Genomic DNA, 23,365 nt, shown 5'->3' with positions numbered 1-23,365 from the left:
ATCTAAAATCTAAAATAAAATGAAAACTTTAAATATAAAACAAAAATTGAATCGCTGTTTAGCATTCGCAGCATTGATCTTTAGCTTCTTATTGGCGTCAGTAAACGTAAACGCTCAAAAAACAGCAGCTCCACAAATTAAAAATGTCGTATTGGTTCATGGTGCCTTTGCAGATGGTTCTGGATGGCAGGGTTTATACAAGGTTTTGACTAAAAAAGGCTATAATGTAACGATTGTTCAGAATCCATTGAGTTCTTTGGAGGATGATGTTCAAGCTACAAACTTAGCTTTAGACAAACAAGATGGGCCTACAATTTTGGTAGGACATTCTTGGGGCGGAACTGTAATTACAGAAGCTGGAAATCACCCGAAAGTAGCGGCTTTGGTTTACGTTGCGGCTTTACAGCCTGATAATGGCGAAAATTCTGTTCAATGGTTGCAAACTGCGCCTCCAGCTCCAGAAAATGGTGTATTGCCTCCAGATGAAAAAGGTATTGCTTATTATGACAAAGCTAAATTCCACGCTGGTTTTGCAGGTGATTTGAGCAAAGAACAAGCCGATTTTATGTATGCTTCGCAAGGTGCTTTTCATGCACAAGGCTTTTTAACCAAAATAACTAACGCGGCTTGGAGAACTAAACCTTCGTACGGAATCGTAGCAACTGAAGATAAAAGCATCAATCCGGATATCGAACGTGCCATGTATAAACGTTCTAACACCAAAATCACTGAAATTAAAGGTAGTCATGTGGTGTTTATTTCTCAGCCTGAGAAAGTGGCGAATGTGATTGTTGAAGCGTCTAAAAATTAAATTCCAATGTCTTAAATTCCAAATTCCAAGTTCTTTTGTCATTTCGACTGAAAGGAGAAATCACACTAGTAGCTCTACAAAGATTAGCGACATTCTTTGTAGAGCTACTTGCGTGTCCTTCGCCTTCGCTCAGGAAGACAAAACTTTGTATGAAATTCCAAACTTTCTCAATATTGTCATTTCGACGAAGGAGAAATCTCCACAAGTAGCTCCGCATAGAATGTCACCAATCTTTGTAGAGTTTCTCGCGGAGATTTCTCCTTCGTCGAAATGACAAAACTGGACGTGAAAATTCTAAATAAAAAATTCCAAATTCCAAGTCATACTTTATTGGAATTTGGAATTTTAGTATTGGGATTTTAAGAAATCTTACTTATTGCTTTTATAAAATAAGGCGAATCGTTCCAGCGGATTTTTTTATATGTGAAATCTTTTTTGAGTGATTCGGGAAGGCAGTTCCAGATGGCTTCGTTCATTTTCTCTAGTAATAATTTCTTGGAGAAGGAATCGGAAACTACTAGACTTATTTCTCTTACGGGAACGGGTTCTTTGAAAGGTTTAAAAAGTCCGCCTGATTCGTTTATGGTGGAAAGCTTCGGAATAATTGCAAATCCTAAATGGGCGCGAACTAGATTTTTTAAGGTTTCAATTGAGTTGATATCGTAGGTAAATTGTTCTTTTATTTTATCGGATGTTTTTAGTCCGCAGATGTCTAGCAATTGAGCGTTGTAGCAATATTCATGATGCAGCAATAATAATTCGGTTTTGTCGCCGGGCTGCATTTCGTAAAATTCGTCATTTGCCATGGGATGCCCCTGATTTAGATAGGCAACAAATGGTTCTTTAAAAACAACATGTTCGATTAAATTCGGATTTCCAGTTGGTGTTGCCATAATCGCAACGTCAATGGCACCCGTTTCTAAATCGCGCATTAAATGCCCTGTATAGCCTTCCTTAATAATAAAATGCACTTTTGGCGCCGCTTCTTTCATGGCCTGAATAAATAACGGAATCAGATAAGGTGATAAAGTGGAAATAATACCAAGCTTCAACTCCCCTTCCAACAGATTTTTTTCGTTGATCACAAAATCACGAATTTCATCAACTTCACGAAGTATCTTTTTGGCTTTATTGATAATTTCAATTCCTAAAACGGTTGGTGTCAACGGCACTTTATTTCGATCAAAAATCTTGATTCCGATTTCTTCTTCTAGATTTTTTAACTGAATAGTCAATCCCGGCTGCGTTACCATACAAACTTCGGCAGCTCTTGCGAAATGTCGTTCATCGTCTAAGGCAACAATATATTTTAACTGCTGGATGGTCATTTTTTTTAGCTACTAAGTTACTGAGATGCTAAGATACTAAGTTGGTCAGTTTTTACTTTTAGTTTTTGGTGAAAAATTTTTCAAAGTTTGGAACTTTGAGAAAGTTGCTGAGCAAACCTAAATTATTTAGAATCAAAATAATTATCATCTTTTCACAAAAAACAAAATCCAAAGTATCCAATTTATCGTACATAATCATGAACAGTGTAACGGAATGGAGTAAATGCAGATGGAGTAGTTTTTGGAGCATGCTGTGTTTATCGTTCCTAAATGATGTTTTTTCAAAATAAACTTATTTGAAATCAAAAAAGCGATCCTAATCAGATCGCTTTTGTTTTTAGTATTCAATAAGGAATTAGCTTTTTTTCGCTCAAGAAAAAAACTCAGAAACTTAGAAACTCAGAAACTCAGAAACTTAGAATCTTAGAATCTTAGCAACTCAGCACCTTAGGCCAAAACCATTCCGCCATCCATAATAACATCAGAACCCGTCATAAACTGCGCAGCTTCACTACTTAAATACGCCACCATTTTAGCAACATCTTCTGCCCTTCCCATTTGTTTTAGTGGCACTTTTTCTACTACAACATCCATAATTCCTTTTACAGTAGTTTCGTCTAAACCTACTTTTTTCATCACCTCAGTTTCAGTTGGTCCTGGGCTTACCGAATTCACTCTGATTTTTCTTGGCGCTAATTCTAAAGCTGCCGATCTCATTATAGAATTTAAAGCCGTTTTACTTGCTGAATAAACAGAAGATCCCGGACCTGGCATACTTGCTGTATTAGAAGAAAGAAATACCACTGAAGCGCCGTCTTTCAAAATCGGGGTAAATTTGCTTAAAGTGAAAAACGCGCCTTTTAAATTGACATTCATAATGCTGTCATACAATTCTTCTGTGGTTTGTTCGATTGTTCCCAAACCTGCAATTCCTGCATTGACAAACAAAATATCAACCGAACCGAAATCGGCTTTTACTTGAGCTGCCAGTTTTTCGATATCCGAAACATTCGATTGGTCTGCTGTAATTGCGGTAACGCCCAATTCTAAAGCGGCTTTTTCTATCGCTTCTTTTCTTCTTCCTGTAATAATCACATTAGCGCCTTGCTCTTTTAATTGTTTCGCTGTTGCATATCCTATTCCGCTATTTCCGCCTGTGATAACGGCTGTTTTATTTTTTAGATTTTCCATTTGTTTCAATTATTTAATAATTATTTGACAAATTTAAATCCAAAATGGTATAACTTTGTAACCAGTATCACGGAGTATACCAAACTAATTTTGAAGAGGATGGAAAGAAACCAAAAAGAAGAAGTACAAGCGCTTCAGGACACGCTGCATGTTTTGGGCGGAAAATGGCGTTTGCCGATTATCAATTCGATTTGTAATGGAAATCATCGTTTTAGGGAAATCGAACGCAGTATTCCGGGAATCACCACGCGCATGCTTTCTAGAGAATTGAAAGAAATGGAAATCAATATGCTCATTAAAAGAACCGAAGATCGCGATGCAGAGATTCAAGTCAAATACGAATCAACTCCGTATTGCAAATCTTTTGGTCCTGTGATTGAAGAAATGATCAAATGGGGAAAATCGCATCGAGAGGAGATTATTCGAAACTCTTAAAATAGTCTCACGCAGATTTTGCAGATTTCGCAGATTATACAAATTAAAAAAATCTGCTTTATCAGCTGAATCTGCGAGAGAAAAAAAGAGAGACGCTAAAATTATTTTAAATATATAATTTCAAAAAAGCTTATAAAACCATTATTTATAAGCTTTTATATTATTTTTAAAAGAAAGTCAATCCAAAACTCCATCCTATCCAACCGAGAATATCTCTACTATTGTTTTTAATCACAGTATAGTTCTTAGTACGATCCTGCACAAATGTAGAAGTGTTTGGATTACCGTATTTATCTTGTTTCTCCGACCAATACAAATTAAAAGAGGGTCCTGCAGATAATGCTACGCCTTTGCATAACTGAAAAGAAAAGGAAGAATCAAATTTAGTCAAGGAATTGAAAATGTCCCAATTTCCTAAATACAGATATTGCGTGCTGAATTCGGGATTAAAAGCAAAACGTTTTCCTAATGGAATGTTCTTTCCTAATCCGATTCCGAAAGAAAATAACTTTTCTTCATCGTTTCGGTCGCTTCTTCCCGCCATCAAAATGGTATACATTTTATGGTCTCCTGTTTTGACAGCAACATTTATATCTGAGATTTCGTTGCTAGTAATACTAATTTTCTTGTAACCGCCTTTTTTAAAATTTAGCAAACCAAAACTATAACCAGATGGCGAACCCGTAACGTTTACCAATCCAAATTGGACTCCGTTTAATTCTTTGGCATAATTAAAAAGTCCCGTAATTTGAGCACCTCGCACGGTGTCTTTTCCAATATTGCAAATCCCCGAAAACTGTAGTCCGTTCTGAGAACCTTTTGCGGTATTGCTAATTCCTGTAATTTGAACTCCTTTAGAATCTTTATACACATTATTATAGATTCCGCTCATCTGCAAACCAATTTGTGCACCTTTTACACTATTGTGAATACCGCTTATCTGCAAACCTCTCAAATTGCCAAAAACATTATTATAGATTCCGGCTAACTGAATTCCGTTTACAGACCCTCCAACGGTATTAAATATTCCAGCCATTTGAAGCGCATCAACATTCATACGGTTGATGTTGTAAAGTCCTGCCATTTCTAGACCGCGAACTCCAGCGTTGTAACCTCCTAAAATATTTAGCGAAAAATTATTGACAATCTGAGTATTCAGCATTCCTCTCGTGCTGATACTCGGAATTAAAGAAGCCTGTACGGGAACTTTAGAAATAAAGCCGCCCAGATTGAGCGCTTGTATTCTTTGTTTGGAAGAAATAAAGAAACGTCCGATTCCAGATCTTTCAATTTCAGTAAAATCTCCCTCAATATAATCTGTTTTATTCTTTTTGTCTCCCATCTGAATTTTAATTTCAGAAAGAAAAACCATCGTCACCGTTTTATAATTCTCCTTAACGGCTGTCAGTTCTATAGCTTGAGGCGCATTTTTTAATCGAAGTTCAAAATACCCATCTTTATTCGTTAAGGTAGACAGCAGGGCATTTTTCTCCAATACACTCACATTTTCGAGGCGATTATTCGTTTTCGCATCTACAATATAACCAACTACAATTTGCTGTCCGTCGCTCATAACAGTATTCTTTTCTAACACAAGAGCCAATTCTAAAGGAGCATAACGAACAATAACATATCCCGGCGATTCTTTGTATTCGTATTTAGAACCTAATAACTGATCTAAAGCTCCTTTTATAGTAACATTATCGGCATGAATACTTACGATACTATCTTTTACAGCCAGTTTGCCGTAATAAGCAAATCTAAAATTTCCTTTTTCTTCCATTAAGCTCAAAACATTGCTTAATGGTTTCTTGTCTGCAGTGACAGAGATTTCGTTTTCTAATACCGATTGCGCATTTACTTTAAAGGAAACACTAGAAATAAGCATTACTATAAAAAGTACAAAAATAAACTTTGTATTGTTAGACATATAAAAAGGGAATTACTGTAGCATTTGTGTATTCGATTTTTATCATTTCTTCTCTATTAAAGTTGTTGCCCACAATTACAAAGCAGTATTTCTTGTATTTCATCTGTAAAATAAAAATTTAGAATCTAGTGATTGCATTTTCAAAATTACCGTAAATCCTATATTTTTAATAAACATTGTTATATTTTTTTTATCCTTTTTTCTTCAGTAACATGATTCTTTTGCTAAGAAAAGCATTTCAATATTCGCATTACCAGTATTACAACGATTTAGTAGCCTAAATAACTAGAAATAATCATAATAAGCGTATTTTTTACACATAAAAAGTATCACAATAAAGACCAAAAGTGAACTATTTTACTCCTTCTTTTTCAGCATTTTTGACTAACTTAGCGGTCGCATTTTGAATGTGAAAAAATTAAAATAACCATTGTTTTTCTGCAAAACATTGAACTAAAAAACATTACTGTGCTTTTTCGTGCTTTTTTATGCAAAAAACAGCTTTCTAATAATTTAGTTAATTGAAAACTATGAACAAATTTGATTTTGGAATTGTAGGACTTGGTGTAATGGGCCGCAACCTACTTTTAAATATCGCCAGCCACAACTTCGCGGCTGCAGGTCTAGACTTAGATACCGAAAAAGTCAACTCTCTTCAACAAGAAGCTGCTCCTGATCATACAATCGAAGCAACTACAGATGTAAAGCATTTTGTAGAATTGATTCAACAGCCAAGAGCGATTATGTTATTGGTTCCTGCGGGAAAACCAGTTGACAGTGCCATTGCTAGCTTACTTCCTCATTTAGATAAAGGTGACATCATCATCGACGGTGGAAACACTTATTTTACGGATACTGACAGAAGATTTTTAGAATTATCTGAAAAAGGAATCCACTTCTTTGGAATGGGAATTTCTGGTGGTGAAAAAGGAGCTCGTTTCGGTCCGGCTATGATGCCAGGTGGAGATCAAAAAGCATATGAAAGACTTCGTCCTATTTTTGAAGCAATTGCGGCTAAAGTAGACGGCGAACCTTGTGTAGAATATTTAGGAAACGGTTCTGCTGGAAACTACGTAAAAATGGTTCACAACGGAATTGAGTACGGAATCATGCAGTTGATTTCTGAGATTTATGACTTAATGAAAAGAGGTTATAACTTGGATGATGAAACGATTCAGAAAACTTTTGCTGAATGGAATCAAACCGATGATTTGAGATCTTATTTGATTGAAATTACTGGAAACATCTTAAAACAAAAAGATGAAGACGGAACGCAATTAATCAACAAAATATCAGACTGGGCAAGATCTAAAGGCACAGGAAAATGGACTTCGCAAAATGCAATGGATTTACAAGTTCCAGTTCCAACAATCGACGCGGCAGTAAATATGCGCGATATGTCTAAAACTAAACCAGAAAGAATTGAAGCGGCTAAACAATTAGTTTGGAATGCTGGTGAAACAACTGTTTCTCAAAGTGAAGCCATTGCTTCTTTAAAATCGGCTTTGTTCTTTTCTATCGTGGTAACTTATGCTCAAGGATTAGCGCAGCTTCACACGGCTTCTAAAGAATACAACTACGGATTAAATCTAGAAACAGTTGCTAAAATCTGGCGTGGCGGATGTATCATTCGTGCAACAATTTTAGAGGATTTCAGAAAAGCATACGTAGCAAAAACAGATTTGCCAAACTTACTTTTAGACGGCGGAATCGCTTCAAAATTAGTAGACAACCAAGCAGGAATGAGAGCGGTTATTCAGTTTGCAGTTCAAAAAGGATTACCAGTTTCAGGATTAATGAACTCGTTAGCGTATTTTGATGCTTACCGTTCTGCAAATCTTCCAACCAATTTAATTCAAGCACAACGTGATTATTTTGGAGCGCATACTTACGAGCGTATCGACAAAGAAGGCGTTTTCCATACTCAATGGGCTGAGTAAACAAATAAAGCAACACAACTACACCACACAATGACTAAAAATAAACTAAAGAATCCAACAATTATTGTAATTTTTGGAGGAACTGGGGATCTGGCGAAAAGAAAGCTCTTTCCCGCTTTTCAAAATCTGTATCTTGACGGACGTATGTCTGAAAAGTTTCAGATTATTGCTCTTGGTAGAGCTGAAAAAACCAATGAAGATTTTCGCGCTTATGTAGCAGAAAATCTAAATCTATTTTCAAGAAAAAAAGCTATTAACGATCCAGAAACAGAAAAGTTTCTTTCGCACATCTCTTACCACAGTCTTGACATTGACAAAGAAGAATCGTACATCGGATTAAACGAGAAAATCAACAATTTTGATCTGGCTTTTGGAGAACGTTCTAATCGTCTTTTCTATCTTTCGATTACGCCTTCTTTCATTTCGACAATTTCAAGCAATATCAAGAAAATCGGATTGGCGGCAAATCCGAAACAAGATCGCATTATTATCGAAAAACCTTTTGGTTACGATAAAGCTTCTGCAATTGAATTGAATGAAATGCTTTCGCAGACTTTCAAAGAAGAGCAGATTTATAGAATCGATCACTATTTAGGAAAAGAAACCGTTCAGAATATCTTAGCTTTCCGATTTGGAAACTCTATGTTTGAGCCTTTATGGAGCCGTAATTTTATTGATTTCGTGCAAATTACCGTTGCAGAAGAAGTTGGCGTTGAAGAACGCGGCGGATTCTACGAAGGTGTCGGTGCATTAAAAGATATGATTCAGAACCACTTGTTTCAGATTTTGTGTATGACGGCTATGGAAGCGCCTGCTTCTTTAAATGCTGATGATATTCGTAATCGAAAAGCAGATGTTTTGAAATCGATTCGCCGAATCAAACCAGAAGAAGTGGATCATTATATCGTAAGAGGTCAGTACGATGCTGGAGAAATTAAAGGTGTTCCAGTTCCTGGTTACCGTCAGGATAAAGGTATTGCTCCCGATTCTCTTACAGAAACATATGTGGCAATGAAGATTTATCTAGACAACTGGAGATGGCAGGGAATTCCGTTCTATTTGCGTTCAGGAAAAAGAATGGAAGAAAAACAATCTTCGATCATTATTCAGTTTAAACCAGTGCCGCATTCTTCATTTTCTTATGGAAAAGAAGGCATGACACCAAACAGACTGATTATCAATATTCAGCCTTCAATGGACATTAAACTGCAATTTATGACCAAAAAACCAGGTTTATCAATGTCTCTACGACCAGCTGAAATGGTTTTTGATTATTTTGCTTGTTCAACCATGTCGCCAGAAGCTTACGAAACCTTAATTGCAGACGCATTATTAGGAGATCCTACTCTATTTATGCGTTGGGATCAGGTGGAAGAAGCTTGGGATGCAATTGAAACCATTCAGCAAGTTTGGAAAACAACTGCTCCGAAGAATTTCCCAAATTACAAAGCAGGAAGCTGGGGCCCAGAAGAAGCCGACGAATTGTTAGCGCGCCAAGGCCATAAATGGATTCCGAATACACAAACAAAAGAAGAAGTTTTAAATGATACAGATTTATAATAACACAGAAGAAATTAATACTACAGCGGCTGACCTTTTTGTGGCTTCTGCAGAAAAAGCAATTGCTGCAAAAGGCAAATTTACAGCTGTTCTTACGGGAGGTTCTTCTCCTGCGGGAATTTACAGATTATTGGCTTCTGATGCTTACAAAAACAAAATAGACTGGAGTAAAGTTTATATTTTTTGGGGCGATGAAAGATGGGTTCCGTTAAACGATGATTTGAGTAATGCTAAAATGTCTTATTCAACCTTATTAAACCACGTTCCTATTCCGCAAGAGAATATCTTCGAAATGTACAAAGATGGCGTAACTCCTGAAGAATATGCAGCGACTTACGAGCAATCGGTTAGAACTGTTTTAGGTGAAGAAGGAAAATTTGACCTGATTTTATTAGGTATGGGAGACGACGGACATACGGCTTCTCTTTTCCCAGGCGAGGCAGTTTTGGAAGAGCAAACAAAATGGGTCGATGCTTATTATTTAGCTCCGCAAAAAATGTATCGCATCACGCTTACTGCGCCATTAATCAATAAAGCAGAAAAAATCGTAGTTGTGGCTTTCGGAGAAAAGAAAACGCACGCTTTGAAAGAAGTTACAACGGGAGAATACAATCCGACTTTGTATCCAATGCAATTGATTAAGCCAGTTTCTGGTGAATTATTGTTTTTAGTAGACAAAGCTGCTGCTGGAACAAACTAAGATTTTTTTTTTATAATATTAGAAATTAAGGTTTATGCTGAAAAGTGTAAACTTTTTTTTTTGAGTTTCACGCAGATTTTAAAAGATTTAAGCAGATTAAAAAGATTTTTTCTAATTTATCTCTCGCAGATTTAGCAGATCTGGCAGATAAAATTTAAAAAAAAAATCCGCGGAATCAGCTTAAATCTTTTTTATCCCGATAGCTATCGGGAGCGTGAAACTTTAAAATATAGCCAAAGCATATAAAAACCCTAGCATATTGAAAAACAGCAATTTAAATAAATTACATTCATTTTTTGTTTAATTTTGTTCAATACTCTCCAATTCAATCAATTGGCTATTTCTACTTTTGGCTTTTGCACTGATTATCTAATTTTAATTACATTTTGCAATGAAATATAATTACTTCCTAATTGGTGTTTTTCTTCTTTTTGTTTGTTGTAAAGATAAAAACACAGAGCCCAAATCTGTTAAAATTAGCGCCACACAAGGCTGTTATATTCCGAAAACGAATGACAAAGATTGGTACACGCAAAACAAAAAAGCTCCCAAGTTTAAAGGACTTGACGGTATTTCATTTAAAATTTCTACTAACAATCCAGAAGCGCAGGAGTATTTCAATCAAGGTTTGATGTTGGCTTACGGATTTAATCATGCCGAAGCTGCGAGATCCTTTTACCAAGCAAGCCGTTTAGATCCGAATTGTGCTATGGCATATTGGGGATTTGCTTATGTTTTAGGCCCGAATTACAATGCGGGAATGGAAGAAGATAATTTTCAGCGTGCTTATGATGCCGTGCAAAAAGCAAAAAAACTCGCTGCAAAATGTACTCCTAGAGAAATTGCAATGATTGATGCTTTATCTGTCCGATATGCTAAAAATCCGCCAGCAGACAGAAAGCCACTAGATACTGCTTACGCCGCCGCGATGAATAAGGTGTACCTTAAATTTTCATCTGATCCTGATGTTGGAGCGATTTATGCTGAATCTTTGATGAATCTGCATCCTTGGGATTTATATGAAAAAGACACTTACGTTCCTAAAAAATGGACGCCGCAGATATTGGCTGTTTTAAACGAATTAATTAAAAAAAATCCGAAACATCCCGGCGCTCATCATTTTTTAGTCCACGCTGTAGAAGCTTCCGCCCATCCAGAAAACGGACTCAAAAGTGCCAAATTACTTGAGACTTTAGTTCCCGGTTCAGGACATTTGATTCACATGCCTTCTCATATTTACATTCGTACCGGAGATTATCACGAAGGCACACTTTCCAACATTGAAGCCGTTAAAATTGATAGTCTTTACTCGACTGCTTGTAATGCGCAAGGCGCTTATCCTCTCGCCTATTATCCGCACAATTATCATTTTTTAACCGCAACGGCGGCTTTAGAAGGAAAATCTCAATTGGCTTGGAAATCTTCATTGTTACTACAACAACACATGTCTCCTACAATTATGCGCGATGCGGGTTGGGGAACTTTACAGCATTATTACAGCATCCCGTATTACATAGCCGTAAAATTTTCGATGTGGGACAAGATTATGGAAATTCCCCAACCTGATGACGATCTTGTTTATCCAAATGCAATTTGGCATTACGCAAAAGGAATGGCTTATCTTGCAAAAAATGATATTGCCAATGTCGAAAAACAGCTTGCTTTTCTGAACCAATTAGCCAAAGATAAAACCTTAAAAGAAGTTACGATTTGGAACATCAATACCACATACGATTTGGTTCAAATTGCCAATAACGTTCTTTCAGCTGGAGTTGAAGCGAAAAAGAACCATTTAGATAAAGCAATTATACTTTTGAATAAAGCCATAGAAATTGAAGATCATTTAAACTACAACGAACCTCCCGATTGGTTTTTCTCCGTAAGACATTATTTAGGTGCTGTTTTGCTTAAAGCTGAGAAATATGCTGAAGCAGAAAAAATCTATAGAAAAGATTTGCAAATGCTCCCAAAAAACGGCTTTGCCCTAATCGGGCTTTATAATGCTTTAACGCTGCAGAAAAAAGAAAAAGAGGCTTTAAAAATTAAAACCTCTTTTGATGATTCTTGGAAATATGCTGATGTGAAGATTGTGGCTTCTTCTAGTATTTTGGAGTGATTTTTAGTTTTTAAGATGTCATCGTAAAAAGTTAGAGACTTTTATTACGTTTAGAAATTCTAAGACCAAAAAAATTGCGCAAAGTCGGAGACATTTGCGCAGCCTTTCAATTTAAACATGGAACTCTTTGCAGAGCAAGGGCAGGGATTGCTATTCAAAATTGATCTCGATATCTAATTTTAATTTCCATTCATTAAAAGATTTCTCATCCAATGGCCCAAAAATTCTGCCCCTAAATTTATCAATTATAAAATATCTTGACACTTTCTCATTTTTAGGCAACTGTAAAGCAATGATATAATTATCATCTGATTTAGCATTTTTGACAGTTTCTTTTAATATTATATCACTAAAGACATTTTTCTCAACACTTTTGTAAATGATAGCTCCATCAGGGAAACCAATGTCTAAAGCATCATCTTCTGATAGGTAATAATAGCCATTTCCTAAATCCGCTTGATCTGTACATCCAGCTGTGACTAATAATACTAACAAATACACAAATTTTCTCATTTTACTTTATTGTAATGGTTGGATTAATATAATGAATTTTATATGGCACAAATCTACCGTCATATTGTTCCATAGTACTTGGTCTCCCCCGCCCCCCGCTCTCCAAAGTGTTCCTTCATACGCTACGCAAATGTCTCTTACTTTGCGCTTTTTCAACAAATATAATTTAAAATCGAAAACTCCAAAAAGTCTCTGACTTTAAAATAAAATTTCAAAAAAAAACATGATTTAAAAAACAATCTATAAAGTCAGAGATTTTTAAGAGATTTTACATTCAAAACAAGATAAAAAAATTGTATACAGTCAGTCTGCGAAAGCTTTCTGGATTGCGCCACTTTTCAATTCAAATCGAGAACTCTTTGCAGAGCTGGGGCTTTAAAAATTAAAACCTCTTTTGATAATGCTTGGCAATATGCCGATGTGAAGATTGTGGCTTCTTCTAGTATTGTGGAGTGTGTTTAGTTTTACTTCTTTATTTTAAAATTAATTTTAGATGTAATCATGAAAAATCACGTTTACAATTTCTAAATACAAAAAAATGTGCAAAGTCATAGACATTTGCGTAGCTTTTCAATTCAAATATGAAACTCTTTGCAGAGCTGCGACTACTCTTGCCAATTTTAAATCAGACTACCAAAACTTATTTATTTATTACAAAATTAATTTTACTCTGTTCGATTCAATTTCTAGATTATAAAGTTTATAATTCAACTCCTGCAACTTTTTTAATATCTGAGAATCTAGAAATAATGATGTCCATTCTGCTTGTTTTTTTCGATAATAATATGTCACTTTTAATTCTTTTTCTTTTTTATAGTCTTTAATCTCCCACAAACAATCATTCGAAAGTTTTACCTTTAAATTGATCGGTACATTTATTACCTTTCTTTCCCCTGCCTTAAGTAAAATGAAATCTTCTATTTTAATATTATTTTTCTTTTGCATCCATTTTTCTTCATAGCTTCTCCATATTGCTTCTAAATCTCCATCCAAACAATTATTTGATTGCCAACTTAAGTTTTCATTTTTAAAATTATATACAATTACATGGCCGAAAAAGAAACTCGTCTCATCTGATGGTAATATAAAATTCCATGTTTCACTGTCAGGAGAATTTAAAATTGGAAGATAATAATTATAAGATGAATTATTACTAATCAACAGTTTCGCACAAGTATTATTTTTTAAAACCTTGTCAACTATTTTAAATGTTACATCCTTCGCTTTTTTTTCTTGCGAAAAGCATAAATTCAAAAAAATAAAAAAACTAATTGCAGTTGTTTTTAGTGCATTAATCATCTTAAAAGTTTTATTTAATACCCAATACAAAAAACCGTCTCCCCTTTATTCACAGGCGGCGTCCCAATTTTATACAAAATAACTCCATTTGCTGGCGATTTAATCTCGGTTAAAACCTTTCCAAATTCGTTAGAAAAAAATCCGATTTTGTCGCCTTTTTTGATGTAATCGCCACTTTTTAAAGTGCTTTGAAAAATTCCAGCAACTTCTGCTTTTACATATTCCTGATTATTCAAATAAACCGCTGACGGATTTTTCGCTGAGGCTGTTCCGCTACTGTACATTTCCATATAATTCAGCATATTATACACTGCTTTTTTAATCAAATGAACCGATTCTGTCTGAACATTTCCTAATTTTCCTGCCTCGATGCTTAAAGCCGTTTTTCCATTTTGCGAAGCTTGTTTGAAAGCATATTTGGCAGGTTCTGTTTTCGTAATCGTATAAGGATAAGAAACAATATGATTAATTCCTGAAATCTCTGAAAGTTTGCTGCTCAAAAGCGTTTTCTTTTCTTCTGATGTATTGTTGTAATAACACACAAAAGGCAACAAATCTTCATTGGCATCGCCTCCATGAATATCAAGAAAAACATCTGAATATGGGATAATCTCCTTCGAAATATAATTGGCAATCTGTTCTGTAATAGTTCCCGTTTCTGAGCCCGGAAAAGCATTATTCAGATTTTTATTGTCTGACGGATTCACAAATGGTGTTCTTTTGTAAAATGAACCGATATTCGCAATTGGAACAATGATCAAAGTTCCTTTTAACTTCTTCGGATCTATCTCTTTAATTAATTCCTGAACGGCTGCAATCGGCGGATATTCGTACCCGTGTATTCCAGCAATAATAGTGAAAACGTGTCCTTTTTCTTTACCTGAAAATATGGTCACAGGCATATAATTATAGGGCGAGTCTGAATTGAACTGAACCAAAGTATCTGTTCTTTTTCCGATATTTTCTTTTATTAATTTTTCGAGATTTTGCGCTGAAGCAATTACAGGCACAATAAGTAATAGTTTTAGGCTTAAAAGCTTTAAGTAATTCACGTGGTATTCTTTTATTATTGAAAACAAAGTTCGTTTCCTTATTCGTAAAATGCAAAGATAAGGCTTTAACTAAAAACTATTTCTATTATTAAAATCGCAATTAAAACACCTGCACCAAGAAAAATAAATGAGATGGCCATCCAATATAATTTCAAATCACTGTAATCTTTATAGTAATCAAAAAGATTCTCTCTTTTTTCACCCACTTTTGGTTTCCTTTGCCTTTAAAATTTGTATTGTAAATCAAGGCTCCAACAGCAATCAACAGCAAACTAACAATAATTATCTGCATCATTAATTCTCAATCAATTCAATTTCCATTGTTTTAATCAAACTATTTTCAAAAGTATAAACATGTTTTACCAATCCGTCAAACATTAAATTGCCTTGAAGATCCTTCACATTTTGGTGGACTTTTACTTCTAAAATTCCATTTTCTCTTTCATCAAAACCAACTGGTAATACTTTAGGATTAATTTCTGTCCATTGTCTTGTCCAATACTCTCGGATTTCGTTGTGACCGCTAATATAACCGCCTTCCCAAGCTTTTGACCATTGTACATCTTCCTGCATCGTAGCTAAACAATTATCTATATTTCTTTCGTTAAAAGCATTGTAAGCCTTTTCTATTAGGTGTTCAAATTGATTATCCATCTTATTTCTTTAAAATTGGATTAAAGATAAAAATACCGCATAACTAAATGAAATCTGAATAAAAATTAATCTCTTAAAAATCAGCATCAAATATTATCAAATCTTAAAATCTCGCAGGTTTTAAAATAATTTTAAGAAACCTTATTTTTCAAATTACTATATTTGGCGGACTTTAAACAATATTTAATCCTCTTTTTTAAGGACTATTTTATAATATCTGCTGTAACTTTAAATGAAACCTGCTAAGTTCATATATATCGTTTTACTTTCGCTGCTTTGCTTTTTTAGAGGCACCGAAACGTACACGCCGATATATAACATCAGCAACTGTATTACCTTAGACAGTGTTGCGGCAGACGATACGCAGATTTTTTCTTCTGACTTTTCTTCTTCTAAAAATCTAGAAGTTCATTACAAGCTCAAAAAGAAAATGAAATGCAGAGCAACTACTTTGGAACAAAGTACCATAAAAGCTCCGTATTTTAGCAATTTAGTCAACTTTAAACTCGCAAAAGAGACTTTAATTTACGGTATAGCTTCTATATACCACATTGAAAGACATCCTCATCTTCATTTGTACCAACTTTTCTAGGCTTTAAATTTTTGACGTTTTTATATTCTGGTTTCTGGAACAATTCCTCATTTTCACCTAATTGAGGCGTTATTGCTATAAAAACATTCCTAAAACGGTACTTTTCTAAACAGAGAAGCATCCGAATCCATTTTATTTTCTGTTTCGATTATTGTCGAAAACAAAATCCAAAATTCATAACTCCCGATATTTCAATATCAAGGGAGACTATCTATTATTCAAAAATTTAAACCTAATGATGAGCATTTATAAAAATCCATTTCTTTTATGCACCTTGGCTTTATTCGTTTTAGTCTCGTGCGGAGATAAATCAAAAAAAGATTCAAATAAAACTAAAACGTTTCCTGTTTATAAGGTTACTGTAAAAGACACTATAGTTTCGAGCAAATTTGTTGCCGATGTACATGCTAAAAATAATGTAGAAATTCACGTTCGTATTCCTGGTCTTTTAGACAAAGTATACGTAAGTGAGGGCCAAAAAGTAAAAAAAGGGCAAATCCTTTTCAAAATAAGCGATGTTGAACTTCAGATTCAACTTTTAAAAGCCGAAGCCGTTTACAAAAGTTCAAAAGCCGATTTACGAATCGCAACTGTTGAGTTGGAGCAAGCACAAACACTTTTCAATAAAAAAGTAATTGCAGACAAAGAATTAGAATTGTCTAAAGCGAAATACGAAGCTGCTTCCGCGAAAGTTGCTCACGCCCTTGCAGAGAAAAAAGCAATTGACCAACAAATTAGTTTCACTACAATCCGCGCGCCATTTGACGGAACGATTGACCGTATTCCGTTTAAGGAAGGAAGTTTAGTAGAAAACGGTTCATTATTGACTACTGTTTCTCAATTAGACGATGTATACGCTTATTTCTCAATTCCTGAGAATACGTATTTCCAAATGATGGAAGACAAAACATTAAACACCCAAGGCGACATTAAATTGGTATTGCCAAACGGACAAGTTTATGATCAAAAAGGAGAATTAAGAACTGCTGACGGAGAAATCGACAGACAGACAGGTTCTATTCAATACAAAGCAAAATTCCACAATCCGCAAGGATTTATCAAACACGGAACTTCTGGAAAACTAATTATTTCAGAGCCAAAAACCAATGCAATTTTAATTCCGCAGAAAGCTGTTTTTTCTATTCAGGACAAACAATACGTTTTCCGCGTGAACAAAGATGGAGTAGTTAAAATGACGAATGTTACAATTGAAACGACTCTTGATGATGTTTACATCTTAAACGATGGACTAAAAAGCGATGACCTAATTGTACAAGAAGGTACGCAATCATTAAGAGATGGCGATAAAATCAATATCAAACAAATATAGATTTATCGATCTGTAAAACAGTTATTTAATTATTTATCTAAAAAATTTAAAATGATAGAGTTATTTATCAGAAGGAAAATATTGTCATTAATCATCTCGGTTATGATAGTCCTTCTGGGATTGCTGGCGTTGTTTCAGCTTCCCATTACCCAATTCCCAGATATTGTACCACCATCTGTAACCGTTACAGCAAAATATACAGGAGCAAACGCAGAGGTTTCTGCCAATGCCGTCGCCCTTCCGCTCGAAAGAGCCATAAATGGAGTTCCCGGAATGACATATATGTCAACCGTAACTTCTAATGATGGCTTGACTTTAATTCAGGTTTTCTTTGAAGTAGGAACCGATCCCGATTTGGCTGCCGTAAACGTGCAGAACAGGGTTACCACGATTCTGGATGAGCTTCCAGAAGAGGTAATTCGTGCCGGAGTTACAACCGAAAAAGAGGTAAATAGTATGTTGATGTACTTGAACATTACAAGTACTGACAAAACTCAGGATGAGCAGTTTATCTTCAACTTTACGGACATTAATATCCTTCAGGAATTAAAACGTATTGATGGTGTCGGTCGTGCCGAAATCATGGGACAAAAAGAATATTCGATGCGTGTCTGGCTAGATCCAGAAAAGATGCTTTCGTATAATATTTCTGCAAATGAAGTTATTGCTTCGCTTCAAAAACAAAACATTTCTGCCGCTCCGGGTAAAGTGGGTGAAGGTTCAGGACAAATGAACAATCAATTGCAATACGTAATTAAGTATAGCGGAAAGTTCTTTGAGCCAAAGCAATACGAGGAAATTCCGTTAAGAGCGAATGCCGACGGAACGATTTTAAGATTAAAAGACATTTCGAAAATCGAATTTGGTGCCATGAGTTACGGAATGGTTTCTAAAACCGACGGAAAACCTTCTGCATCCATCATGCTAAAACAACGTCCAGGTTCAAACGCTTCTGAAGTAATTGCGAGTGTAAAAGAAAAAATGGCAGAGTTGAAAGTTTCTTCTTTCCCTCCCGGAATGGAATACAACATTGCGTATGACGTTTCTCGTTTCCTTGACGCTTCTATCCACGAAGTGTTAAGAACTTTGGTTGAAGCTTTTATTTTAGTGGCATTTGTGGTTTTCCTTTTCCTTCAAGATTGGAGATCGACTTTAATTCCCGTATTAGCCGTTCCTGTCGCACTTATTGGTTCGTTTACCTTCATGTCGATGATGGGATTCTCGATTAACTTATTAACGCTTTTCGCTTTAGTACTTTCTATCGGAATTGTGGTCGATAACGCGATTGTTGTTGTCGAGGCCGTTCACGTTAAAATCTCCGAAGAACATATGTCGCCAATGGAAGCTACCATTAGTGCCATGAAAGAAATCACAGGTGCCGTTATTGCAATTACAATTGTAATGGCTGCCGTGTTTATTCCAGTTGCTTTCTTAAGCGGTCCTGTTGGGGTTTTCTACCGACAGTTCTCGTTGACAATGGCCATTAGTATTGTTATTTCGGGTATTAACGCCCTTACGCTTACTCCTGCCCTTTGCGCGATTATGTTGAAAGCGCACGATCCGAATAAAGAGAAAAAATCATTACTTGATAGATTCTTCAGCAGATTCAATCATTGGTTTGATAATATCACTTCAAAATACATCAAAGTATTAGTAAAATTCGCTGATCGTAATACCGTTACGGTTGGTTTATTAGTGCTGTTTTGTATTCTAACTTGGGGAACGACTCGCTTTTTAGCGTCAGGATTTATCCCAACAGAAGATCAAGGTATGGTTTACGTGAGTGTTACAACGCCTCAAGGAGCAACAGTAGAACGTACTGAAAAAGCTTTGGACGAAGTAACCAAAATTGCGCAAGGAATTAAAGGTGTCGATAACGTGACAACTCTTGCAGGATACAGTATTGTAACTGAAATCGCTGGAGCTTCTTACGGTATGGGAATGATCAACTTGAAAGACTGGAGCGAACGTGATATTTCGGTTACCGAATTTATGGCAGAGCTTACAGAAAAAACAAAAAACATTACCGACGCACAAATTGAGATTTTCGCGCCGCCAACTGTTCCTGGTTTCGGTAATACAAGTGGTTTTGAGCTTCGTTTATTAGATAAATCTGGAGGAAGTATTACCAATACTGATAAAGTTACCAAAGAGTTTATCAAAGAATTAAATGCTTCGCCAGAAATTCAGAACTCTTTTTCAAGTTTTGATGCTACTTTCCCGCAATATTTAATTCATATTGATTACGATTTAGCAGCCAAAAAAGGAATTTCGGTTGACAATGCCATGAGTACTTTACAGACGATGTTAGGATCTTTTTATGCAACCAATTTTATCCGTTTTTCTCAAATGTATAAAGTAATGGTTCAGGCAAGTCCGCAATTCCGCCAAAATCCGGAAAGTATTTTGGATATGTATTTGAAGAATGACGCAGGCGAAATGGTTCCGTTTTCTACTTTCATCAAATTAGAAAGAGTTTATGGTCCAGAGGTTTTAACGCGTTACAACATGTACATGTCGGCAATGATTAACGGAGAACCAGCTGAAGGTTACAGTTCTGGAGAAGCTATTGCAGCCGTTGAAAGAATTGCTGCCGAAAAATTGCCAAGCCGTTTCGAATTGGAATGGTCTGGTATGACGCGTGAAGAGATTCTTTCGGGTAACCAAACTATCTACATTTTCGCGCTTTGTATCCTTTTCGTATACTTATTATTGGCCGCTCAATACGAAAGTTTATTGCTTCCGTTCCCAGTATTGTTGAGTTTGCCTGTGGGAGTTTTCGGTTCTTACATCGCACTTGTAATGGTCGGATTGGACAATAACATTTATGCGCAGGTAGCACTCGTCATGCTGATTGGTCTGCTCGCCAAGAACGCTATTCTGATTGTCGAATTCGCCATGGCGCAGAACAAACTCGGACGCGATATTGTCGAAGCCGCGATTGAAGGAGCTAGACTTCGTTTCCGTCCAATTTTGATGACCTCTTTTGCTTTTATTTCAGGATTGATTCCGTTGTGTATCGCTTCTGGCGCGGGTGCAATTGGTAACCGTTCGATCGGAACCGCAGCTGCGGGCGGAATGTTTATCGGAACTGTATTTGGTCTTTTGATCATTCCCGGACTTTACATACTGTTTGCGAAATTGGAAAAACGAATGAGTAAGTCAAACGATTAATTCGTTAAGTAGAACAAAATAGTTTCAATCAATATTAAAATCTAATTTGATCTGCTAAAATCTTTTGATCCCGATAAGCTATCGGGAGCGTGAAATATTTTTTTCGCATAGATTTTTTCACGCAGATTCATGCAGATCAAAGCAGATTTAAACAGATTAATCTAAGCTAATGAATACGATTCGAAAGCTTAGCAGATTGGACAAAATAATTTAAAACAATGAAAGACCTATTAAATCAATATAAAAATGCTGATGTGCAGTTTCTAAGGACAACCAAAAGTGCTGTTGTAATAACAGGTGTTTTACTTTTGACAGCTTGTTCTGCACCAAAAGTCAGCAGTAAATTAGACGCAGCAAAACTTCCTGAAAATTTTGATGCACAGCGAAAAGAAGTTGCTAAAGATGATTTTATTCCGTTAAAAACGGAGACGTTTTTTAAAGATCCGAAACTAGAGGAATTACTAAAAAAAGCCATTGCCAAAAATCCTGATTACTTAATGATGCAGGAACGAATTTTAATTGCCAATTCGCATTTAAAAGTAGCAAAACTGGCACTTCTTCCCTCTTTAGATCTTGTAGCAGACGCTTCTGGAACTCATTACGGAAAATATACCATGGATGGAGTTGGTAACTTTGATACCAATTTTTCTCAAAATATTACCGAAAAACAAAGAATCAACGAAGACGTTACACCCAACTTATTTTTAGGAGCAAAAGTTTCTTGGGAAGCTGACATTTGGGGCAAATTAAGCAATCGTAAAAAAGCGGCGCAACAGCGATTTTTTGCTTCTCAGCAAGGAATGCGTTTATTGCAGACTCGTCTTTTAGGAGATGTTGCCGACTTGTATTTCAAACTGATTGCTTTAGACAAACAAGCTTTAATTTACGATGACAACTTAAAAACGCAAGAAAGAGCACTAGACATTGTTTCAGCACAAAGATCGGTTGGTAAAGCTACAGAATTGGCTGTACAGCAGTTTAATGCACAAAACAATAACATTCACGCTGAAGCTTCTGAACTAAAATTAAGCATTGATCAAACTGAAAAAGCGTTGTTGACGCTTTTAGGTGAATACGGCGGAAAAATCGACAGAAGCAGTGATTTCTTAGCTGGACATTTAGAGGTTTTAAACCAAAAAATCAGTGTAGATTCTATCATACACAAAAGACCAGATGTTTCTGAAGCGTATTTTGAATTATTAGCAAGTAATGCCGATGCAAAATCGGCTCGTGCTGCCTTCTTTCCAACTTTAAATTTAGGTGGATACGCAGGATTCAATTCGTTCTCGTTCAACACTTTCTTTGATGCAGGCTCTTTCGCTTGGCAACTATTGGGCGGTTTGACAGCTCCTGTTTTCAATAAAGGACAAATTAAACAGGAATTTTACGTTTCGAACAGAAGACAAGAAATCTCGTTTCTTCAATATCAAAATACAATTACAACAGCTTTCAACGAGTTAAGTGCTTTATTGCACAGAAATCAAGCTTACGAAGATGTTTTAAAATATAAATTAAACGAAATTGATCACTTAGAAATTGCCGTAAATGTCTCAAACGACTTGTATTTGAGCGGTTATGCCAATTACTTGGAAATCATCAATGCACAAAAAAATAAATTGCAGGCCGAATTGGACTTTGTCGACATCCAACTTCGAAATGCAAACTCACAAGTATTGCTTTACAAAGCTTTAGGCGGAGGAATAAATTAGTTTATATGTTGGTCAAAAATTGCTTCTGTTTATAATAGCTCATCGCAGAGGCTGTTTTCTATCCCATTTCAAATTGAAATGGGATTTTTTTTTCTATTAGAGCCATATATTTTACCACAAAGTGCGCAAGGTTTTTTAGAATCATTACAATGAAAAAGTTCGCAAAGCTATGTCTGCACAAAGCTTTGCGAACATAAAATATCGATTAGGATTAGTCTCAGAATAAAAATTTCTTTGCGAACTTTGCGTTAATTTTTTATACCCTTCAATGGGAAAGCTATTGTTTTTTTATTGAAATTTTTCGGTTACACTTAATATCTTTACAAAAAACTAAAAATGGATATTTCCAAAATTCTTGATCTTATATACGAACTTCCAGAACCGTCCAAATTGGCTTTGCAAAATAATGTCTCCGAAATTGCTTTCCCGAAAGGACATATTTTACTAAAAGCCAATAAAATAGAATCGAATATTTATTTTATAAAAAAAGGATTGGTTCGAGCGTATGTTGAACGTGACAATGAAGTGACATTTTGGTTTGGAAAAGAAGGCGAAACCGTAATTTCAATGAAAAGTTATGTCGAAGATTTGCCCGGTTACGAAACAATAGAACTTTTGGAAGATTGTGAATTGTACGAACTAAAAACGGAAAACTTGAGAAAACTTTTTAATGAAGATGTTCATATCGCCAATTGGGGAAGAAAATTTGCAGAAAAAGAATTAATAAAAACTGAAGAACGCTTGATTTCAAAACAGTTCAAAAATGCCTCCGAACGCTATTTGGAACTAATGAAAGATCACCCTGTGCTTCTTCAAAGAGTACAATTAGGACATATTGCTTCTTATTTAGGAATCACCCAAGTCAGCTTAAGCAGAATTCGAGCAGAATTAAAATAAAGCATTAAACGAAATTATATTCACTTCAGATTAAATTGGATTTTTCCTGTTGATGGAAACAGATTAAAAATAACTTCATTTTTTATCATTTGTTAAATTATTTCTGATTTCCATAAAAGAACTTTGCAGCATAA

The 23,365-nt window shown here is 35.5% G+C and carries 18 protein-coding genes; 11 read left to right on the top strand and 7 right to left on the bottom strand.

The genetic code is table 11. From position 1 onward, the window contains the following. The first annotated feature begins 19 nt into the window (after positions 1 to 19). Entirely contained in the window at positions 20 to 811 is a 792-nt protein-coding gene (locus tag ABTV69_RS15230; protein ID WP_433830197.1) for an alpha/beta hydrolase, read from the top strand. Positions 812 to 1,170: 359 nt separating this feature from the next. Here the strand turns inward: ABTV69_RS15230 and ABTV69_RS15225 are convergent, their stop codons facing one another. Both ABTV69_RS15225 and ABTV69_RS15220 read right to left on the bottom strand, forming a co-directional pair. Continuing rightward, positions 1,171 to 2,139, bottom strand: a complete 969-nt coding sequence (locus ABTV69_RS15225) for a LysR substrate-binding domain-containing protein (protein WP_433830195.1) — start codon at positions 2,137 to 2,139, stop codon at positions 1,171 to 1,173. Positions 2,140 to 2,586: 447 nt separating this feature from the next. Next, complete coding sequence (locus ABTV69_RS15220) at positions 2,587 to 3,330, bottom strand: SDR family oxidoreductase (RefSeq protein ID WP_433830193.1); 744 nt, start codon at positions 3,328 to 3,330, stop codon at positions 2,587 to 2,589. Positions 3,331 to 3,429: 99 nt separating this feature from the next. Here ABTV69_RS15220 and ABTV69_RS15215 point away from each other — a divergent pair, with 99 nt between their 5' ends. Continuing rightward, positions 3,430 to 3,765: a winged helix-turn-helix transcriptional regulator gene (locus ABTV69_RS15215; protein ID WP_433830191.1), complete on the top strand. Its 336-nt coding sequence runs from the start codon at positions 3,430 to 3,432 to the stop codon at positions 3,763 to 3,765. Between the two features lie 166 nt (positions 3,766 to 3,931). Here the strand turns inward: ABTV69_RS15215 and ABTV69_RS15210 are convergent, their stop codons facing one another. After that, on the bottom strand, positions 3,932 to 5,695 hold the full coding sequence (locus tag ABTV69_RS15210; RefSeq protein WP_433830189.1) for a hypothetical protein: 1,764 nt from the start codon (positions 5,693 to 5,695) through the stop codon (positions 3,932 to 3,934). A gap of 530 nt (positions 5,696 to 6,225) precedes the next feature. Between ABTV69_RS15210 and gndA the strand changes: the two genes are divergently transcribed. The 4 genes from gndA to ABTV69_RS15190 all read left to right on the top strand — a co-directional run bounded on the left by gndA (position 6,226) and on the right by ABTV69_RS15190 (position 12,011). Continuing rightward, positions 6,226 to 7,635, top strand: a complete 1,410-nt coding sequence (gene gndA, locus ABTV69_RS15205; RefSeq protein ID WP_433830187.1) for an NADP-dependent phosphogluconate dehydrogenase — start codon at positions 6,226 to 6,228, stop codon at positions 7,633 to 7,635. 30 nt (positions 7,636 to 7,665) lie between these two features. Next, entirely contained in the window at positions 7,666 to 9,195 is a 1,530-nt protein-coding gene (zwf, locus tag ABTV69_RS15200; protein WP_433830185.1) for a glucose-6-phosphate dehydrogenase, read from the top strand. Continuing rightward, positions 9,179 to 9,895 carry a 6-phosphogluconolactonase gene (pgl, locus tag ABTV69_RS15195; RefSeq protein WP_433830183.1) on the top strand — a complete coding sequence of 239 codons (717 nt, stop codon included), beginning with the start codon at positions 9,179 to 9,181 and terminating at the stop codon, positions 9,893 to 9,895. Before zwf ends, pgl begins: the two co-directional genes overlap by 17 nt. Before the next feature lie 391 nt (positions 9,896 to 10,286). Continuing rightward, entirely contained in the window at positions 10,287 to 12,011 is a 1,725-nt protein-coding gene (locus ABTV69_RS15190) for a hypothetical protein (RefSeq protein WP_433830181.1), read from the top strand. A 150-nt stretch (positions 12,012 to 12,161) separates the two neighbouring features. Here the strand turns inward: ABTV69_RS15190 and ABTV69_RS15185 are convergent, their stop codons facing one another. The 4 genes from ABTV69_RS15185 to ABTV69_RS15170 all read right to left on the bottom strand — a co-directional run bounded on the left by ABTV69_RS15185 (position 12,162) and on the right by ABTV69_RS15170 (position 15,529). After that, positions 12,162 to 12,524: a hypothetical protein gene (locus tag ABTV69_RS15185; protein ID WP_433830180.1), complete on the bottom strand. Its 363-nt coding sequence runs from the start codon at positions 12,522 to 12,524 to the stop codon at positions 12,162 to 12,164. Positions 12,525 to 13,175: 651 nt separating this feature from the next. After that, on the bottom strand, positions 13,176 to 13,823 hold the full coding sequence (locus tag ABTV69_RS15180; RefSeq protein ID WP_433830178.1) for a hypothetical protein: 648 nt from the start codon (positions 13,821 to 13,823) through the stop codon (positions 13,176 to 13,178). Between the two features lie 14 nt (positions 13,824 to 13,837). Next, positions 13,838 to 14,875, bottom strand: coding sequence for a succinylglutamate desuccinylase/aspartoacylase family protein (locus tag ABTV69_RS15175; protein ID WP_433830176.1), 1,038 nt, complete (start codon positions 14,873 to 14,875; stop codon positions 13,838 to 13,840). 294 nt (positions 14,876 to 15,169) lie between these two features. After that, entirely contained in the window at positions 15,170 to 15,529 is a 360-nt protein-coding gene (locus ABTV69_RS15170; RefSeq protein WP_433830174.1) for a nuclear transport factor 2 family protein, read from the bottom strand. Between the two features lie 232 nt (positions 15,530 to 15,761). Here ABTV69_RS15170 and ABTV69_RS15165 point away from each other — a divergent pair, with 232 nt between their 5' ends. The 5 genes from ABTV69_RS15165 (at position 15,762) to ABTV69_RS15145 (ending at position 23,231) form a co-directional block, all read left to right on the top strand. Further along, complete coding sequence (locus tag ABTV69_RS15165) at positions 15,762 to 16,121, top strand: hypothetical protein (protein WP_433830172.1); 360 nt, start codon at positions 15,762 to 15,764, stop codon at positions 16,119 to 16,121. 235 nt (positions 16,122 to 16,356) lie between these two features. Beyond that, complete coding sequence (locus ABTV69_RS15160; RefSeq protein WP_433830170.1) at positions 16,357 to 17,451, top strand: efflux RND transporter periplasmic adaptor subunit; 1,095 nt, start codon at positions 16,357 to 16,359, stop codon at positions 17,449 to 17,451. A 51-nt stretch (positions 17,452 to 17,502) separates the two neighbouring features. Continuing rightward, positions 17,503 to 20,625, top strand: a complete 3,123-nt coding sequence (locus ABTV69_RS15155; protein ID WP_433830168.1) for an efflux RND transporter permease subunit — start codon at positions 17,503 to 17,505, stop codon at positions 20,623 to 20,625. Between the two features lie 218 nt (positions 20,626 to 20,843). Continuing rightward, positions 20,844 to 22,334 carry a TolC family protein gene (locus tag ABTV69_RS15150; protein WP_433830166.1) on the top strand — a complete coding sequence of 497 codons (1,491 nt, stop codon included), beginning with the start codon at positions 20,844 to 20,846 and terminating at the stop codon, positions 22,332 to 22,334. A gap of 336 nt (positions 22,335 to 22,670) precedes the next feature. Next, on the top strand, positions 22,671 to 23,231 hold the full coding sequence (locus tag ABTV69_RS15145; RefSeq protein WP_433830164.1) for a Crp/Fnr family transcriptional regulator: 561 nt from the start codon (positions 22,671 to 22,673) through the stop codon (positions 23,229 to 23,231). Positions 23,232 to 23,365: the final 134 nt, after the last annotated feature.

The sequence above is a fragment of the Flavobacterium anhuiense genome, assembly GCF_050990855.1.
GTDB lineage: Bacteria > Bacteroidota > Bacteroidia > Flavobacteriales > Flavobacteriaceae > Flavobacterium > Flavobacterium anhuiense_C.
Note: the sequence above shows the minus strand (reverse complement) of the source record. Positions and strands in the feature narration are given on the sequence as shown.